Source organism: Propionivibrio sp. (assembly GCF_047602565.1).
Classification (GTDB): Bacteria; Pseudomonadota; Gammaproteobacteria; order Burkholderiales; family Rhodocyclaceae; genus Propionivibrio.
The window spans coordinates 3,651,385-3,668,767 of the sequence record NZ_JASGGX010000001.1; the positions used below are offsets into that span (position 1 = coordinate 3,651,385).

14 protein-coding genes are annotated in these 17,383 nt (G+C 68.1%); 5 read left to right on the top strand and 9 right to left on the bottom strand.

The window, feature by feature from the left end; genetic code table 11:
* The first annotated feature begins 36 nt into the window (after positions 1-36).
* Positions 37-1,485 (top strand): phosphonoacetaldehyde dehydrogenase, encoded by a 1,449-nt coding sequence (gene phnY, locus QM701_RS17285; protein ID WP_415168248.1) that lies wholly within the window; start codon positions 37-39, stop codon positions 1,483-1,485.
* Positions 1,473-2,324 (top strand): EamA family transporter, encoded by an 852-nt coding sequence (locus tag QM701_RS17290; protein ID WP_415168249.1) that lies wholly within the window; start codon positions 1,473-1,475, stop codon positions 2,322-2,324. Before phnY ends, QM701_RS17290 begins: the two co-directional genes overlap by 13 nt.
* Before the next feature lie 115 nt (positions 2,325-2,439).
* On the opposite strand, the gene lpdA is transcribed toward QM701_RS17290, so the two are convergent.
* The 4 genes from lpdA to QM701_RS17310 form a co-directional block, all read right to left on the bottom strand.
* Positions 2,440-4,296 (bottom strand): dihydrolipoyl dehydrogenase, encoded by a 1,857-nt coding sequence (gene lpdA, locus QM701_RS17295; protein ID WP_415168250.1) that lies wholly within the window; start codon positions 4,294-4,296, stop codon positions 2,440-2,442.
* Between the two features lie 15 nt (positions 4,297-4,311).
* Positions 4,312-5,610 (bottom strand): dihydrolipoyllysine-residue acetyltransferase, encoded by a 1,299-nt coding sequence (aceF, locus tag QM701_RS17300; protein ID WP_415168251.1) that lies wholly within the window; start codon positions 5,608-5,610, stop codon positions 4,312-4,314.
* A gap of 12 nt (positions 5,611-5,622) precedes the next feature.
* Complete coding sequence (gene aceE, locus QM701_RS17305) at positions 5,623-8,313, bottom strand: pyruvate dehydrogenase (acetyl-transferring), homodimeric type (protein ID WP_415168252.1); 2,691 nt, start codon at positions 8,311-8,313, stop codon at positions 5,623-5,625.
* Positions 8,314-8,649: 336 nt separating this feature from the next.
* A complete protein-coding gene (locus tag QM701_RS17310; RefSeq protein ID WP_415168253.1) occupies positions 8,650-10,338 on the bottom strand; it encodes a SulP family inorganic anion transporter in 1,689 nt (562 codons plus the stop codon).
* Positions 10,339-10,495: 157 nt separating this feature from the next.
* Here QM701_RS17310 and QM701_RS17315 point away from each other — a divergent pair, with 157 nt between their 5' ends.
* The 3 genes from QM701_RS17315 to QM701_RS17325 all read left to right on the top strand — a co-directional run bounded on the left by QM701_RS17315 (position 10,496) and on the right by QM701_RS17325 (position 12,894).
* Positions 10,496-10,699, top strand: coding sequence for a CopG family transcriptional regulator (locus QM701_RS17315; protein WP_415168254.1), 204 nt, complete (start codon positions 10,496-10,498; stop codon positions 10,697-10,699).
* Positions 10,700-10,797: 98 nt separating this feature from the next.
* Complete coding sequence (citC, locus tag QM701_RS17320; protein ID WP_415168255.1) at positions 10,798-11,826, top strand: [citrate (pro-3S)-lyase] ligase; 1,029 nt, start codon at positions 10,798-10,800, stop codon at positions 11,824-11,826.
* Positions 11,827-11,832: 6 nt separating this feature from the next.
* Positions 11,833-12,894: a hypothetical protein gene (locus QM701_RS17325; RefSeq protein ID WP_415168256.1), complete on the top strand. Its 1,062-nt coding sequence runs from the start codon at positions 11,833-11,835 to the stop codon at positions 12,892-12,894.
* A 38-nt stretch (positions 12,895-12,932) separates the two neighbouring features.
* Here QM701_RS17325 and QM701_RS17330 read toward each other — a convergent pair whose 3' ends face one another.
* The 5 genes from QM701_RS17330 to QM701_RS17350 form a co-directional block, all read right to left on the bottom strand.
* On the bottom strand, positions 12,933-13,139 hold the full coding sequence (locus QM701_RS17330; RefSeq protein ID WP_415168257.1) for a hypothetical protein: 207 nt from the start codon (positions 13,137-13,139) through the stop codon (positions 12,933-12,935).
* A 196-nt stretch (positions 13,140-13,335) separates the two neighbouring features.
* Entirely contained in the window at positions 13,336-13,485 is a 150-nt protein-coding gene (locus QM701_RS17335) for a hypothetical protein (protein WP_415168258.1), read from the bottom strand.
* A gap of 129 nt (positions 13,486-13,614) precedes the next feature.
* Positions 13,615-15,033, bottom strand: a complete 1,419-nt coding sequence (locus QM701_RS17340; protein WP_415168259.1) for an MBL fold metallo-hydrolase RNA specificity domain-containing protein — start codon at positions 15,031-15,033, stop codon at positions 13,615-13,617.
* Positions 15,034-15,073: 40 nt separating this feature from the next.
* On the bottom strand, positions 15,074-16,087 hold the full coding sequence (gene galE / locus QM701_RS17345; protein WP_415168260.1) for a UDP-glucose 4-epimerase GalE: 1,014 nt from the start codon (positions 16,085-16,087) through the stop codon (positions 15,074-15,076).
* A 30-nt stretch (positions 16,088-16,117) separates the two neighbouring features.
* Positions 16,118-17,380, bottom strand: coding sequence for an EAL and HDOD domain-containing protein (locus QM701_RS17350; protein WP_415168261.1), 1,263 nt, complete (start codon positions 17,378-17,380; stop codon positions 16,118-16,120).
* Between the last annotated feature and the right edge of the window lie 3 nt (positions 17,381-17,383).

Here is a 17,383-nt window from a genome sequence, read left to right on the forward strand (position 1 = left end):
TTACGCTTTTCGTGATCCTTTTGCCTGGAACCCCGTATGAATACCTCCGCTCTCCCATTCCTCCGCGAATCGATGCGCATCGACGGCCGGCGCCATGACGGCGACGGCCGCGTCATCGAAGTCTTCAACCCGTATTCCGGCGAGTGCGTCGGCACCGTGCCCAAAGCTTCGGTTAAGGACGTGCGGCGTGCGCTGGCCGTCGCGCAGGCCTACAGACCGACCCTGTCGCGCGCCGATCGTGCCGGCATCCTTGAACGCGCGGCGGCGATCGTCGACGCGCGCCGCCGTGAGATCAGCGAACTGATCACCCTGGAATCCGGCCTGTGCCGGAAGGACAGCCTCTACGAGGCGGGGCGCGTGCGCGACGTGCTGCGCTTCGCCGCGCAGGGCGCGTTGCAGGACGATGGCCAGATCTTTTCCTGCGACGTGACGCCGCACGGGCGCCAGCGCCGCGTCTATACCCAGCGCTCGCCGCTGCTCGGCGTGATCGCCGCGATCACGCCGTTCAACCACCCGATGAACCAGGTCGCGCACAAGGTCGCGCCGGCCGTCGCCACCAACAACCGCATGGTGCTGAAGCCGTCGGAAAAGGTGCCGCTGTCGGCGCTGCGGCTGGCCGACATCCTTTACGAGGCCGGCCTGCCGCCGCCGATGTTCCAGGTGGTCACCGGCGACCCGGCGGAGATCGCCGACGAACTGCTCACGCATCCCGGCGTCGACCTCGTCACCTTCACCGGCGGCGTGCCGATCGGCAAGCACATCGCCGGCCGGATCGGCTACCGCCGCGCCGTCCTCGAACTGGGCGGCAACGATCCGCTGATCGTCATGGACGACGCCGACCTCGACGAAGCCGCCCGGCTGGCCGCCGCCGGCTCGTACAAGAACTCGGGCCAGCGCTGCACCGCGGTCAAGCGCATTTTTGCGCACAACCGGGTGGCCGACGCCTTCGTCGAACGCCTGGTCGCCGAGACGCGGAACTGGCGCTTCGGCGATCCGGCGGACGCGGCGACGGACATGGGCACGGTCATCGACGAAGCCGCCGCGCGCCTGATCCAGGGCCGCGTCGACGAGGCCGTGGCGCAGGGCGCCCGCCTGCTCTGCGGCCATGTCCGGGAGGGCGCGCTCTACGCGCCGACGGTGCTCGACCGGGTCCGCCCGGAAATGACCGTGGTGCGCGAGGAGACCTTCGGCCCGGTCGCGCCGGTCCTGCGCTTCGACACGCTCGAAGAGGCCATCGCCATGGTCAACGGCACGCCCTACGGCCTTTCGTCCGGCGTGTGCACCAACCGCCTCGACGTCATCACCCGGCTGGTCGACGAATTGCAGGTCGGCTCGCTCAACGTGCGCGAAGTGCCCGGCTATCGCCTGGAACTGACGCCGTTCGGCGGCATCAAGGATTCCGGGCTCGGCTACAAGGAAGGCGTGCAGGAGGCGATGAAGAGCTTCACCAACCTGAAGACCTACTCGCTGCCGTGGCCGGCGTGATCTCGACGCCGGTCGTCCTGGCCGTGCTCGGCTCGGCGCTGATGCACGCGGGCTGGAATTTCCTGGTCAAGGCCGGCGCGGACCGCCTGCTCGACACGGCGGCCATCGCCATCGGCGGCAGCGCGCTCGCCGCCGCCGCGCTGCCCTTCGTCCCGCTGCCGCTGGCCGCCAGCTGGCCGTGGCTGCTCGTGTCGGCCACCTCGCACGCCGCCTATTTCCTGGCCCTCGCGGCGAGCTACGAGCGCGCCGACCTGTCCGTCGCCTACCCGATGATGCGCGGCCTCGCGCCGGTCATCGTCGCGGCGGCCGCGCCGCTGTTCGGCGAGCCGTACCGGCCCGGCACGCTGCTCGGCGCCGGCCTGATCGGCTGCGGCATCGTGATCCCGGCCGCGCTGGCCCTGCGCCGCGGCGTCGCCGCCGGCCCGGGCATGCTCTGCGCGCTCGCCAATTCGGCGATCATCGCCGGCTACACCTTGGTGGACGGCGTCGGCGTCCGCCTGTCGGGCGACGCCGTTTCCTACACGCTGTGGCTGTTCTTCTTCGATGCCTGGGGCATCGCGGCGATCGTTCTGCGCCGGCGCGGCCGCGCCGTGTTCGCGCACCTGCGCCACCGCTGGCGTTACGCCCTCGGCGGCGCCGGCCTGAGCATCGGCGCCTATGGCATCGTGCTGTGGGCGATGACCGTCGCGCCGATCGCCGCCGTGGCCGCGCTGCGCGAAACGTCGGTGATCTTCGCGGCGCTGCTCGGCATCGGGCTGCTGCGCGAGAGGATGGGGCCTGCGCGCGCCGGCGGAGCCCTGGCGGTGGCCGCCGGCGCGGTGATCATCCGCCTGGGCTGAGCGCCGCTCCCCGCCGCCGGACGGGCATGAGAAAAAGCCATTCGCGCAGGGCGGCGAATGGCTTTTCGGGGCCGGCTTTTACGCCGGCATCGGTTTGCCGGAAAGTCGTCCGGGGCTACTTCCTCCTCGGCGGCGGCAGGTCGGTGCAGCTGCCGTGCGCGACTTCCGCCGCCATGCCGATGCTCTCGCCGAGCGTCGGGTGCGGGTGGATGGTGCGGCCGATGTCCACCGCGTCGCAGCCCATCTCGATGGCCAGCGCCACTTCGCCGATCATGTCGCCGGCCGCCGGGCCGACGATGGCGCCGCCGATCACGCGGTGCGTCTCGGGGTCGAAGATCAGCTTGGTGAAGCCGTAGTCCGCGCCGTTGGCGATGGCGCGGCCGGAGGCGGCCCAGGGGAACTTGGCGGATTCGACGGCGCGTCCCTCCTTCTTCGCCTGGTCCTCGGTGACGCCGACCCAGGCGACTTCCGGATGCGTGTAGGCGACGCTGGGAATGACCGTGGCGTCGAAGGCGGTCTTGTGCCCGGCGGCCACTTCGGCGGCGACGTGCCCTTCATGCACGCCCTTGTGCGCCAGCATCGGGTTGCCGACGATGTCGCCGATGGCGAAGATGTGCGGCACGCTGGTGCGCATCTGGGCGTCGACCGGGATGAAGCCGCGGTCGGTGACGGCGATGCCGGCCTTGTCCGCGCCGATCTTCTTGCCGTTGGGCGAACGGCCGGCGGACTGCAGGATCATGTCGTAGCGCACCGCCTCGGCCGGCGCCTCGATGCCCGCCTCGGCGCCCTCGAATTTCACGTAGAGGCCGTCGTCCTTCGCCTCGACCGCCACCGTCTTGGTCTTCAGCATGACCTTGTCGAAGCGGTGCAGGTTCTGCTTTTCCCAGACCTTGACGGCGTCGCGGTCCGGTCCCTGCATCAGGCCGTCGAGCATTTCCACCACGTTGACGCGGGCGCCGAGCAGCGAATAGACCGTGGCCATTTCCAGGCCGATGATGCCGCCGCCGATGACCAGCAGCTTTTCGGGCACCGAACTCTTGCCGAAGGTCGGCAGTTCGAGCGCGCCGGTCGAGTCGACCACGCGCGGGTCCGCCGGGATGAACGGCAGATGCACCGGCGAGCTGCCGGCGGCGATGATGCACTGCTGGAAGCGGATGACCTGCTTCTGGCCGGTCTTCTCCTGGCCCGGCCCCTGCGTCAGCTCGACCTCGACGTGGTTGGCGTCGAGGAAGGCGCCGATCCCGCGCACGACCTCGACCTTGCGCGCCTTGGCCATGCCGGCCAGGCCGGTGGTCAGCTTGCCGACGACCTTGGCCTTGTGCGCGCGCAGCTTGTCGATGTCGATCTGCGGCGCGGCGAAGCTGACGCCGCTGGCGGCCAGTTCCGTCGCTTCCTCCATGACGTTGGCCACGTGCAGCAGGGCCTTGGAGGGAATGCAGCCGACGTTCAGGCAGACGCCGCCGAGCGTGCCGTAGCGTTCGAGGATGACCGTCTTCAGTCCGAGATCGGCGGCGCGGAAGGCCGCCGAATAGCCGGCCGGGCCGGCGCCGAAGACGAGCATCTCGCACTCGACGTCGGCCTTGCCCGCGTACTGGCCCGCCTGCGGCGCGGGCGCGGCCGGAGCGGGCGCCGCTGCGGGCGCGGTGGCCTGGGCGGGCGCCGGCGCGGCAGCCTGCGGTGCGGGCTGGGGCGCCGCCGGGCTTGGCGCGGCTTCGCCGGCGGCGGCTTCCTCCGCGGCTTCGATGCGGGCGATCAGGCTGCCCGCCGACACCTTGTCGCCGACCTTGACGGTGATCTCCTTGATCACGCCGCCGGCCGGGCTCGGCACGTCGATGGTGGCCTTGTCCGATTCCAGCGTCAGCAGCGCGTCCTCCGCGGCGACCGTGTCGCCGGCCTTGACGGCGATGTCGATGATCGGCACGTCCTTGAAATCGCCGATGTCGGGAACCTTGACTTCAATGATCTGGCTCATGTGCTTTTCTCCGGGTCAGACCAGCGCGCGGCGCATGTCGGCCAGCAACTGCGCCAGATGGACATTGAAGCGGGTGGCCAGCGCGCCGTCGATGACGCGATGGTCGGCCGAGAGCGACAGCGGCAGGATCAGGCGCGGCACGAATTCCTTGCCGTTCCACACCGGCTTCATCACCGACTTGCTGACGCCGAGGATGGCCACTTCCGGCGCGTTGACGATCGGCGAGAAGGCCGTGCCGCCGATGCCGCCGACGCTGGAGATGGTGAAGCAGGCGCCGGTCATGTCGGCCGGGCCGAGCTTGCCGTCGCGCGCCTTCTTCGCCAGCTCGCCGCACTCGGCCGCGATCTGGCTCACCGACTTCTGGTCGACGTTCTTGACCACCGGCACGACCAGGCCGTTCGGCGTGTCGGCGGCGAAGGCGATGTTGAAGTACTTCTTCAGCACCAGGTTTTCGCCGTCGAGCGAGCTGTTGAAGTCGGGGAATTTCTTCAGCGCCAGCTCGCAGGCCTTGATCAGGAAGGCGAGCATGGTGATCTTCGTGCCGCCGGACTTCTCGTTCTCCTTGTTCAGCGCCAGGCGGAAGGCTTCCAGCTCGGTGATGTCGGCGTCCTCGTGGTAGGTGACGGCGGGGATCATCACCCAGTTGCGCGCCAGATTCTGGCCGGAAATCTTCTTGATGCGCGAGAGCGGCTGCGTTTCGATCGGGCCGAATTTCGCGAAGTCGACTTTCGGCCACGGCAGCAGGTCGAGGCCGCCGCCGAGACTTGGCGCCGCGGCGGCCGGGCCGGCCTGCATCACGCCCTTGACGAAGGCGGTGACGTCCTCCTTGAGGATGCGGCCCTTGGGACCGCTCGGCGTCACCCTGGTCAGGTTGACGCCGAGTTCGCGGGCGAACTGGCGCACCGACGGGCTGGCGTGCGCCTTGCTGTCGAACTGGCGCTCGACGGATTGGGAGGTGCGCGGCGCCGGCACCGGCGCGGGCCGGGGCGCCGGCGCCTGCGGGGTGGGCGCTGGCGGCGCCGTGGGGGCCTTGGGCGCCGCCGCCGGGGCTTCGGCGGCCGGCGCTTCCGCGGCGGTGGTTTCGAGCAGCGCGATGACCGTGCCTTCCGAGACGCGGTCGCCGAGGCCGACGCGCAGTTCCTTGACGATCCCGGCCTGCGGGGCCGGCACGTCCATCGTGGCCTTTTCCGATTCGAGGGTGACCAGCGGGGCGTCCGCCTCGACGGTGTCGCCGACCTTGACGCACAGTTCGATGACCGGGATGAGGGAGAAATCGCCGATGTCCGGGACTTTGACTTCGATTGTCTGGCTCATGAGATCGCTCCTTTAGACCGTCACCGGGTTCGGCTTGTTGATGTCGATGCCGTACTTGACGATGGCTTCGGCGACCTTGCTGCGGTCGATGGTCCCGTCGTCGGCCAGCGCCTTGAGCGCGGCCAGCACGACCCAGTGCCGGTCGACCTCGAAGAAGTGGCGCAGCGCGGCGCGCGTGTCGGAGCGGCCGAAGCCGTCGGTGCCCAGGGTGACGTAGCGCCGGTCGATGAACGGCCGGATCTGCTCGGCGTACAGGCGCACGTAGTCGCTGGCGGCGACGACCGGACCGCGTGTTTCCGCCAGGCAGCGCTCGACGTGGTTCTGCTTCGGCTTTTCCGACGGATGCAGCATGTTCCAGCGGGCCGCGTCCTGGCCTTCGCGGGCCAGCTCGTTGAAGCTCGGGCAGCCCCACAGGTCGGCCTCGACGCCCCAGTCGTTGCGGAGCAGGTCGGCGGCGGCGATCACCTCGCGGAAGATGGTGCCCGAACCGAGCAGCTGTACGCGCGGCGCCTTTTGCCCGCCGTCCCCGCCCTTGCGGAAGAGGTACATGCCCTTGATGATGTCCTGCTCGGCGCCCGCCGGCATTTCGGGGTGCTCGTAGTTCTCGTTCATCACCGTCAGGTAGTAATAGACGTCGTCCTGTTCGACGAACATGCGGCGCATGCCTTCGTGCATGATGACGGCGACCTCGTAGGCGAAGGTCGGGTCGTAGCTGATGCAGTTGGGGATCAGGCCGGAGAGGATCAGCGAATGGCCGTCCTCGTGCTGCAGCCCTTCGCCGTTCAGCGTGGTGCGGCCGGCGGTGCCGCCGATCAGGAAGCCGCGCGCGCGCTGGTCGGCCGCCGCCCAGCACAGGTCCATGGTGCGCTGGAAGCCGAACATCGAGTAGAAGATGTAGAAGGGAATCATCTGCACGCCATGCACCGAATACGAGGTGGCGGCGGCGATCCAGTCGCACACTCCGCCAGCCTCGTTGATGCCTTCCTGCAGCACCTGGCCGGTCTTCGATTCCTTGTAGAACATCAGCTGGTCATGGTCTTCCGGCACGTATTTCTGGCCTTCCTGGCTCCAGATGCCGATCTGGCGGAAGAGGCCCTCCATGCCGAAGGTGCGCGACTCGTCCGGCACGATCGGCACCACGTGGCGGCCGACGTTCTTGTCCTTGAGCATGATGTTGAGCACGCGCACGATGGACATCGTGGTCGACACCTCGCGCCCCTCGCCGGACGCCTTGAGCAGCGGCTCGAAGGCCGACAGCGGCGGAATCTCCAGCGGTTCGTCGGCGCGGCAGCGGCGCTGCGGCAGGTTGCCGCCCAGCGCGGCGCGGCGCTCGCGCATGTACTCGAGCTCTTCCGAGCCCTCGGCAAACTTGAGGTAGGGCAGCGACTCGATGTCCTCGTCGGCGATCGGCAGCTTGAAGCGGTCGCGGAAGCCGATCAGGGCGGCGCGATCGAGCTTCTTCTGCTGGTGCGAGATGTTCATCGCCTCGCCGGCCTCGCCCATGCCGTAGCCCTTGACCGTCTTGGCCAGGATCAGCGTCGGCTGGTCCTTGTGCTCGACGGCTTCCTTGAAGGCGCTGTAGATCTTGAAGATGTCGTGGCCGCCGCGGTTGAGCATCCAGACGTCGGCGTCGGTCCAGTCGGCGACCAGCTCGCGAAGTTCCGGCGTGTTGAAGAACTTCTCGCGCACGTAGGCGCCGTTCTTGGACTTGAGCGTCTGATAGTCGCCGTCGACCAGTTCCATCATGCGCTTCTTCAGCAGGCCCTTTTTGTCGCGCTCGAACAGCATGTCCCAGTGCCGGCCCCAGATCAGCTTGATGACGTTCCAGCCGGCGCCGCGGAAGGTGCTTTCCAGCTCCTGGATGATCTTGCCGTTGCCGCGCACCGGGCCGTCCAGGCGCTGCAGGTTGCAGTTGATGACGAAGATCAGGTTGTCCAGCTTCTCGCGCGCGGCCATGCCGATGGCGCCGAGCGATTCGACCTCGTCGGTCTCGCCGTCGCCGAGGAAGGCCCACACCTTGCGGTCCTGCGCCTCGATGGCACCGCGGCTTTCCATGTAGCGCATGAAGCGGGCCTGGTAGATCGCCTGGATCGGACCGAGGCCCATGGACACCGTCGGGAACTGCCAGAAGTCCGGCATCAGCCACGGGTGCGGGTAGGACGACAGTCCCTTGCCGCTGACTTCCTGGCGGAAATTGTTCAACTGCTCCTCGGTCAGCTGGCCGAGCTGGAAGGCGCGGGAATAGACGCCCGGAATCGAGTGGCCCTGGAAGAAGACCAGATCGCCGCCGTGCTTTTCCGACGGCGCGCGCCAGAACCAGTTGAAGCCGACCTCATAGAGCGCCGCCTGCGACGCGAACGAGGCGATGTGGCCGCCGACGTTGGTGTGCTTGTTGGCGCGCACGACCATGGCCATGGCGTTCCAGCGGATGAAGTTGCGGATGCGGATTTCCAGGGTGGCGTCGCCGGGATAGATCGGCTGGCGTTCGACGGGGATGGTGTTGACGTATTCGGTGGTTGCGCTGTACGGGATGTCGATGCCTTCCTCGCGCGCCTCGGCGATCAGCTTTTCGATCAGGAAGTGGGCACGCTCGGCGCCTTCGTTTTCGATGACGCCGGCCAGCGCTCCCAGCCATTCCAGAGTTTCCTGCGGGTCCGAATCGTCTTGCGCAAGGGGGGAGTACTGATCTTGAAGTGGTGCCATGACTTGCCTCCTGGTCTGCTGATGAATGACTTGCGGAGCATTTATTGTAGATGAACGCCGCAAGAGTGAAACGCGCCGGGGTATTCCCCGCAAATGTTCTTATTTTACCGCTATATGAAATCTTGTTTCGCTAAATGAAAAATTCAAACCAAAACTCCGACTCGCGAATAGGGGTAAAAGTTCAATCGGCCGCAGCCCTGCCTTCTTGATGAGAAGGGGAGCGCGAAAGGCGGCAATTCCGGGAGGCGATCGTGGCCATCGGCCGGTCGTGCCGATGGTTCGCGTTTCTTGGAACTGCGCGGCCGACCGGCGTCGCCGCCGGCCGGTTTGCGGAGTTTAGCGTTCGGCCTCGGGCGCCGCCGTCAAGGAGGCCACGGCGGCCATGGGGCGCCGTTCCGTTTCTTTCCGGCCGGCCTGTTCCGCGCGCAGGAAATCGGCCACCGAGGAGACCAGGCAGCCTTTGTCGAGCTTGTCCAGCACGTGCGCGCGTTCGAGCTTCCGGCGCACGTCCTTGCGCATGCCGCAGATCACCAGGCGGGTCTTGAAGCGGCGGCAGTCATCGATGATCTCGCTCAGCGCCTGGATGCCGGTGGCGTCGACGAAGGGCACGTGGCGCATGCGCAGGATCAGCGTGTCGGCGTGCGCCTGGATGTCCTCCAGCACACGTTCGAGCTTCTCCGCGGCGGCGAAGAAGAACGGCCCTTCGATGTTGAAGACGACGGTGCCGGGCGGCAGGTCGAGTTCCTCGTTCTCGGCCACGGCGCGCAGGGATTCGCTGTCTTCCTGGATCTGCACCGCGCGCGCCATGCGCTGCATGAACAGCAGCGAGGCCAGCATCACGCCGACGTTGACCGCGACGACGAGGTCGGCGAACACGGTCAGGCAGAACGTCACCACCAGGATGCCGACGTCGGCCTTGGGCGAGGTGCGCAGCAGGTGGATGAAGTGGCGCACCTCGCTCATGTTGTAGGCCACCACGAACAGGATCGCGGCCAGCGTGCACAAGGGGATGTAGGCGGCCAGCGGGGCCAGCGCCAGGATGATGGCGAGCAGCGTCAGGGCGTGGACGATGCCGGCCAGCGGACTGTTGCCGCCGTTGCGGATGTTGGCCGCGGTGCGGGCGATGGCGCCGGTGGCGGCGAAGCCGCCGAACAGCGGGGCGAGGATGTTGGCGATGCCCTGGCCGATCAGTTCCTGGTTCGAATCGTGGCGCGTGCCGGCCATGCCGTCGGCGACGACGGCGGAAAGCAGCGATTCGATGGCGCCGAGCAGCGCGATGGTGAACGCCGGCCCGATCAGCTGCAAGGCGCTCGAAACGCTGAGCGCCGGCATCTCGAAGGCCGGCAGCGTCTGCGGGATGCCGCCGAAGGCGCTGCCGATGGTCGCCACGCCGTCGAAATCGAACAGGGTTTGCGCGAGCGTGGCGACGACCATCGCCACCAGCGGCGCGGGCACCTTCTTGACGAAGCGCGGCATGACGATGAGGATCGCCAGGCTGAGCAGGGCCAGCGCTGTGGTGGCGGGGTGCAGGTCCGGCAGGGCGGCCAGCAGGCCCCACAGCTTTTCGTGGAAATGCTCGCCGCCCGCCGGCGCGAGGCCGAAGAAGTCCTTCCACTGCCCGACCCAGATGATCACGCCGATGCCGGTGGTGAAGCCGATGATCACCGGGTCGGGAATGTACTTGATCACGCTCCCCATCCGGGCCAGTCCCATGGCCACCAGGATGGCGCCGGCCATCAGCGTGGCGATCTGCAGCCCGACGATGCCGTGCCGGGCGGTGATGCCGGACAGGATGACGATGAAGGCGCCGGTGGGGCCGGAAATCTGCAGGCGGCTGCCACCGAAGAGCGAGGTCGCCAGGCCCGCCACGATGGCCGTGTAAAGACCCTGTTCCGGCTTGGCGCCCGAGGCGATGGCGAAGGCCATGGCCAGCGGCAGGGCGATGATGCCGACGACGACGCCGGCGACGATGTTGCGGGGAAGGTTGGTCCTGGCGAACAGCCCGGCGCGGGCTGATTCAATCACGGCGATCATCGAAGCTGTCTTTCTGCGTGCTGTACCCGGAACTCGCCCGGGCAGCCGGAGACCGCGTGGGTGATGCGCTTCGGGATGTTAAATTGATGAGTGTTTGATGTGCATATGATTATAATGGACCGGCATCCAATAAAAAAGGGGACGCCCGATGGAAAACCGCACCGCCCGGCTCACGATCCTGATCGATCCGAGAAAGAAGAAGCTGTTCGAGGAAATCTGCGCGCGCCACGACCTCAATTCCTCGCAGGTCGTGCGCAAGCTGATCCGGCAGTTCCTGCTCGACAATCTGGCCGAGGACGAGGTGCCGGACTGGCTCTCGCCGCGTGCCACGGGCTCCCGGCCGGGCGAGTGAGTGCATCAAGGCGGGCGGGCGTCCGGCGCCGGCCGTGATCGGGGGCGCCAACTGTTAAAATGGCCACGATGTTTTCCGCGAATTGAAGGAGCCGCAGCGTGATCGTCGAACTGGCATTGAACTCCGAGCGCAGGGCCGCGCGGGCGTTGATCGAGGCGAGCGGCCTGGCCTTCGAGGACAACGTGGACGTCATGTACGGCATGTACGAGAACGGCGAGCTGGTGGCCACCGGCGCGCGCGCCGGCAACATCCTGAAGATGCTGGCCCTGGCGCCGGACCATCAGGGCGGCTCGGTGCTCGGCGAGCTGGTCACCGAACTGGTGGCGAGCGGCCAGCGGGCCGGGCACGAATCGCTGTTCGTCTATACCAAGCCGGAGTTCGTCGTCTCGTTCCAGGCGCTCAATTTCTCCCTGCTGGCCCGGCAGGACAAGGTCGCGCTGCTCGAATACGGCAAGGGGCTCGCCCGGTGGCTGGAGTCGAAGCGGGGCCTCGTCCGCCCCGGCCTGAACGGCGCGGTGGTGGTCAACTGCAATCCCTTCACCAACGGCCACCTCTATCTCATCGAGAACGCCGCCCGGCGGGTGGACAACCTCTACGTCTTCGTGGTCCGGGAAGACCGCTCGGTGTTCCCCTTCGACGTGCGCTACCGGCTCGTCGAGCAGGGCGTGCGCCACATCCCCAACGCGATCCAGCTCGACACCTCGCGCTACATCGTCAGCGGCGCGACCTTCCCGACCTATTTCCTGAAGAAGGACGATCCGGTGGCGCGCATCCAGATGGAGCTCGACGTCACCCTGTTCGCCGCGAAGATCGCCCCGTTCTTCGGCATCACCCGGCGCTTCGTCGGCACCGAGCCGAACTGTCCGCTGACCGGCGGCTACAACCTCGCCATGCAGCGCCTCCTGCCGACGCACGGCATCGAGCTGGAGATCATCGAGCGCAAGCAGGCCGCGACCGGCGTGATCAGCGCCTCGCGGGTGCGCGAGCTGATCGGCCGGGGCGATCTCGCCGCGCTGGCCGAGTACGTGCCGCCGACCACCCTGGCCTACCTCGAAAGCGACGCGGCCGGGCCGATCCGCGCGCGTTTGCAGGACGACTTCCGGAACAGCTCGCCGCGCGGGTGCTGACGCGGCATGCTTGTTTACGCTAGGCGTTTTTTCCCGGTCGCCGCCTTCTTCGGCGGCTTCGTCACGGACGCGCTGACCATCGGCCGGCGCGTCACCGAGATGGATTTCCTGCGCTTCGGCGGCTATCTCGCCGGCGCCGCGGTGTTCGCGCTCTGGCTGGCGTGGCGCGAGCGCTGCGAGAAAACGCCGCCGCCGCCCGCCGACACCTGGCGCGGGCAACTCGCCCGGCTGATCTGGCAGGCGCCGTACCTGCTCATGCAGTTCTTCTACGGCGGCATCTTCTCGGCGCTGTTCATCCTCTACTTCAAGAGCTCCGGGCATCTCGGCGCGTGGCTGACCGCGGCCGTGCTCGGCGCGCTGCTGGTGGGCAACGAGTTCGCCGGCGACCGCTACGGCCGACGGTTCACGCTGACCTGGTCGCTGTTCGCGCTCAACGCCATCCTGCTCTTCAACTTCGTGCTGCCGCATCTGGCCGGCAGCCTGCACCCGATGTGGTTCTACGCCTCGACCCTGGCCGGCGTGGTGCTGGCGCACGTCCTGCGCGCGCTCGCGCCGGGGCGGCCGGGCCGCATCGCGCCGGCCTGGGCGATCGCGCTCACCCTGCTGGCGGCGTGGAACCTGGGGATGATCGCGCCGGTGCCGCTGGTCAACCGCGAGATGGCGGTCGGCCAGGATTTCGTCCACGCCGACGGCCGGTTCGCGCTGGCCGTCGAGGAAGCGCCCTGGTGGCAGATCTGGTATGCCCAGTCGACCACCGTGCACATCCCGCCGGGCGAGCGCCTCTACGGCGTTTCCGCCGTCTTCGCGCCGCTCGGCGTGGCGGCCGATCTCGAACACCGCTGGGAGGTGAAGGAGAACGGCGTGTGGCGCACCTTCTACAGCAATCGCTTCCACAGCAGCGGCGGCCGCGAGCGCGGCTTCCGCGGCTACTCGTGGGTGCTCGATCCGAAGCCGGGGCCGTGGCGCTTCGTCGTCGCCACCCAGGACGGGCGGACCATCGGCGTGCTCAACGTACAGGTCGAGCGGGGTGATCCCCGGATGCAGGCGCGCGTGGAACGCGAGTTCTGAAGCTTACGCCGGCGCGTCTCGCCGGCCGGGAGAGGTGCCTACACCAGCACGATCTCGTCTGCCCGCGCATCGACGCGGCGGTTCGCCCCGTAGCAGATCAGGCGGCGCATCCGCCGGTCAACCGCGGCCACCAGGAAATGATTCTCCAGGTGCCCGGCACGGGGGTTCCGGTTCGCGGCGATACGCTGAAAGGCTTGCTGTTCGAGCCGGACGTAACGTCCAAGGTACTTTTCGAGATTACGCATGTTCCGCCATCCTCGATCTGAAGGGTAGTCCATTCTGGAGTGCGGGCATTGCATTCCGATGACCGGCCGAAGGCCGCCGTCCGCGACGCCGGCCAAGGCGCGCCGCCGAAAAAAGTCGGCGCGGACGGCTGTTCAGCCGTCCGTCTTCCGGTGCGAACCGGTGCGTCGGAAAGGAATGCGTCCCCGCGCGTCCCGCTCAGTGCTGCGGCTGGGTGAACTGGTTCTGAAGGAAATGGACGATGGCCTTCGATACGCCCGAACGCTTCATCCAGCGATACGTGGCTTCGACGGCATACGGCGCCGCGGCAGAAAGGGCTAGCAGTGCGTTGAGTTCGTCCAGTTCCATGATGCTCTCCGATCACAGTCTTCATCTGTGGGAACGGCGCGGTTCACCTTTCTGTGCAAATAGGGCGCGCCGTTCGTATGTACAGACAGCGAGGGAGGGCGTTTGTTCCGCGCGCGGCGGAGCGGCCGGTCAGATCTCGAAATGCTCTCCGCGCTGGGGCAGGTGGAGGTCGTGCCAGCCCAGCCGTTCTTTGATCGCGAGGGCGAACGTGCTCATCGTGCCGGCTTCGCCATGCACCAGGAAGACCTTGCCGGGCGGGCGGCGGAAGCCGCCGAGCCAGTTGAGCAGCGCGCCCTGGTCGGCGTGCGCCGAGAGGCCGCCGACCGTGTAGATGCGCGCCCGGACGGCCACCGGCTGGCCGAAGATGGTGACCGTGCGCGCGCCCTCGACCAGGCGGCGGCCGAGCGTCCCGGACGCCTGGAAACCGGCGATGAGCACGCTGCATTCGCTGCGCGGCAGGTTCTCGCGCAGGTGGTACTTGATGCGGCCGGCTTCGCACATGCCGCTGGCGGAGATGATCACCGCGCCTTCGCGGATCGTATTGAGCGCCTTGGAGCGTTCGGCGTCGGCGACGAATTCCACCTTCATCATGCCCGGATGGGCTTCCATCCAGGCCATCAGCGCGTGCGTCTGCTCGTCGAGCAGTTCGGGATGGGCCAGGGTGATGCGCGTGGCCTGGTTGGCCATCGGCGAGTTGACGTACACCTGGAGCGGCGCGATGCGCCCGCGCCGGATCAGGTCGCCGAGCAGGCAGAGGATTTCCTGCGTGCGGCCGACGGCGAAGGCGGGGATGACCATGTTGCCGCGGCTGGTGCGCATCCGCTCGAAGGCGGTGACGATTTCGTCCTCCGTTTCCTGCATCGGGCGGTGCAGGCGGTCGCCGTAGGTCGATTCGATGAGCAGCGCGTCGGCCTCGGGCACCGGCTTTTCCGGATCGCGCAGCACCAGGCGGTCGCGCATGCCGAGGTCGCCCGAAAAGACCAGGGTCCGCCGCCCCTCCCGGCCGTGCGCCACGATCTCCAGCCAGGCCGAGCCGAGGATGTGCCCGGCGTCGTGGAAGCGGACCTCGATGCCTTCCGCCGGGCGCAGCGTTTCGCCGTAGGACACCGGCCGCAGCTGTCTGAGCACGGCCTGGGCCGCGGTCACCGTGTACAGCGGCGCCTGCGGGCCGCGGTCCGCCCGGCGGCCGCTGCGGTGCTGGTGCCGCAGCTGCCATTCGGCTTCCTTTTCCTGGATGTGGGCGCTGTCCGGCAGGAGCACGGCGAGCAGGTCGATGCTGGCCGGCGTGGCGTAGATCGGCCCGCGGTAGCCGAGCACGGCGAGGCGGGGCAGCAGCCCGGAATGGTCGATGTGCGCGTGGGTGAGCAGCACGAAATCGAGGTCGCGCACGTCGCCGTCGAAGTCGAGCGCCCGCAGGTTCTTGGCGCGCGCCTCGGAGCCGCCCTGGAACATGCCGCAATCGACCAGGAAGCGCGTGCCGCCCGTCTCGACCAGCGTGCAGGAACCGGTCACTTCGCCGGCGGCGCCGAAAAAGCTCAGTCGCGTCATCGTGTTCTCCCTCTTTTCGTTGGTGGTCGGCTGGCGTGGGTCAGATCTTGTGGGACGCCGCCCATTCCTGCCAGCGCCAGGAATCGCGGCACATCGCGTCGAGCCCGCGCTCGGCGCGCCAGCCGAGCAGGTATTCGGCCAGCGAGGCGTCGGCGTAGCACTGGGCGACGTCGCCGGCGCGGCGCGCCACGACGCGGTAGGGCACGGGGCGCCCGCTGGCCTGTTCGAAGGCGCGGACCATGTCGAGCACGCTGTAGCCCTTGCCGGTGCCGAGGTTGACCGTCATCACGCCGGGCTGGCCGTCGAGCGCCTTCAACGCCGCCAGATGCCCGCGCGCCAGGTCGACCACGTGGATGTAGTCGCGCACGCCGGTGCCGTCGGGCGTCGGGTAGTCGTCGCCGAACACCGAGAGCTGCGGCAGCCTGCCGATGGCGACCTGGGTGATGTAGGGCATCAGGTTGTTCGGGATGCCGTTCGGGTCTTCGCCGATGGTCCCCGATTCGTGCGCCCCGACCGGGTTGAAGTAGCGCAGCAGGGCGATGCGCCAGCTCTCGTCGGCGCGGAACACGTCGCGCAGCATTTCCTCCAGCATCAGCTTGGAGCGGCCGTAGGGGTTGGTCGCCGAGAGGGGGAAGTCCTCGCGGATCGGCACGCTGTGCGGATCGCCGTAAACGGTGGCGGACGAGGAGAAGACCAGCGTCTTCACTCCCGATTCGGCCATCACCTCGAACAGCGCGATGCTGCCGGAAATGTTGTTGTCGTAGTAGCGCAGCGGCTGCGCGACCGACTCGCCGACCGCCTTGAGCCCGGCGAAATGGATCACCGCATCGATGTCGTGCGCGCGGAACACGTCGCGCAGCGCGCCGCGGTCGCGGATGTTGACCTCCATGAAGGTCAGCGGGCGCCCGCTGATCTGTTCCACCCGGCCGAACACCGCCGGCTTGCTGTTCGAGAAGTTGTCGATGACGACGAGCTTGTAGCCGGCGCCGAGCAGTTCGACGCAGGTGTGGGAGCCGATGTAGCCGGCGCCGCCGGTGATGAGGATGGTCTGCATGGTCGCGTGCGTGGGGTCAGTGTCGTGGTTTCAAGGGCGGGCATCCCGGGATTCGGCTTCTTCGCCGGCGTTGATCCAGCGCAGCGAGTCTATCAGGCAGGCGTTCAGCGCGTTCCGGTCGAGGCCGGTGCCGGCGAAGCCGGCCAGGATCTGGTCGCAGCCGTCGGCGTCCTCGGCGTCGAAGCATTCGAGCAGCGCCAGCATCTTGCCGAGCGGCCCCTGGTAGGACTGCAGCGCGGCGACGATCTCCTGTTCGAGCGCGATCTGCTCGAAGATCTCGTTCATCGGCAGCCCCAGCGCCGCCGGCATCATCGACATCAGCCCGGTGATGAAGGCCTGGCCGGCCAGCGCCGCGTCGCCGGGCCGCAGGCGGCCGACCAAGAGCTCCAGCATGCGCCCGCGCAGCGCGGCCACCTGCAGCAGCGGCGTGCGGGCGGCGTCCGGCGCCTTGCCGGCCGGGGTCATCAGCAGCAGGTGCAGCCAGCGCTGCAGCTGGCGCCGGCCGAGCACGGTGATCGCGTGGCGCAGCGAGCTGATGCGCTGCGGAAAGCCGTAGGCGACCGAATTGACGATGCTCAGCAGGTTCACCGCGAGGGCCGGGTCGTGCTTGATGCCTTCCTCGATGCGGGCGGTGTCCGCGTCGCGCATGGCCAGGTTGATGAGCCGGATGAGGGTGGCCTGCGAGGCGGTCAGGCGGCGGCCGCTGACGATCTCCGGACGCGCGAAGAAGTAGCCCTGGAAGAGCCGGAAGCCGCTGTCGCGGCCGTGCGCGAAATCGTCCGGCGTTTCCACGCCCTGCGCCAGCAGCCCGATCGGCAGCCGCGCCAGCGGGCCGGCCAGCGAAAGCAGCTGCCGCGGGTTCTTGCCGCGCACGTCGATCTTGATGAAGTCGACCATCGTCAGCAGCGGCGAGCTGCGCGCGTCGAGGCCTTCGTAGCCGGCCAGCGCCAGCGAATAGCGCCGCTCGCGCAGCATGCGGCAGCGTTCGAGCGTCTGCGCGTCGGGCGGCCGGTCCGGCGTCAGCTGGAGCACCACGCCGTCGGCCGGCAGAGCCTCGATGGCGTCGTCGTGCAGGAACTCGGCATCGATGCGCAGGAACGCCTTGTGCCGGCCGAGCGCGCTGCGCACGCCCAGTTCGGCGTAGGCGGCGCAGACCAGCATCGCGGCGTTTTCCGGCGCATGTCCGGCCGTTCCGCCGCCGGCCGGCAGCAGTTCGTAGCCGACCATCTCCTGCCGCAGATCCAGGATCGGCTGGCGGCTCAGGTAGGTTTCGCCGAGGGCTCTGTCGCTCATGAT

Coding starts and splice junctions, on each gene's coding strand:
- phnY (WP_415168248.1), top strand. CDS start 37: ATGAATACCTCCGCTCTCCCATTCCTCCGCGAATCGATGCGCATCGAC.
- lpdA (WP_415168250.1), bottom strand. CDS start 4,296: ATGAGCCAGATCATTGAAGTCAAGGTTCCCGACATCGGCGATTTCAAG.
- aceF (WP_415168251.1), bottom strand. CDS start 5,610: ATGAGCCAGACAATCGAAGTCAAAGTCCCGGACATCGGCGATTTCTCC.
- aceE (WP_415168252.1), bottom strand. CDS start 8,313: ATGGCACCACTTCAAGATCAGTACTCCCCCCTTGCGCAAGACGATTCG.
- QM701_RS17315 (WP_415168254.1), top strand. CDS start 10,496: ATGGAAAACCGCACCGCCCGGCTCACGATCCTGATCGATCCGAGAAAG.
- QM701_RS17325 (WP_415168256.1), top strand. CDS start 11,833: ATGCTTGTTTACGCTAGGCGTTTTTTCCCGGTCGCCGCCTTCTTCGGC.
- QM701_RS17330 (WP_415168257.1), bottom strand. CDS start 13,139: ATGCGTAATCTCGAAAAGTACCTTGGACGTTACGTCCGGCTCGAACAG.
- QM701_RS17335 (WP_415168258.1), bottom strand. CDS start 13,485: ATGGAACTGGACGAACTCAACGCACTGCTAGCCCTTTCTGCCGCGGCG.
- QM701_RS17340 (WP_415168259.1), bottom strand. CDS start 15,033: ATGACGCGACTGAGCTTTTTCGGCGCCGCCGGCGAAGTGACCGGTTCC.
- galE (WP_415168260.1), bottom strand. CDS start 16,087: ATGCAGACCATCCTCATCACCGGCGGCGCCGGCTACATCGGCTCCCAC.
- QM701_RS17350 (WP_415168261.1), bottom strand. CDS start 17,380: ATGAGCGACAGAGCCCTCGGCGAAACCTACCTGAGCCGCCAGCCGATC.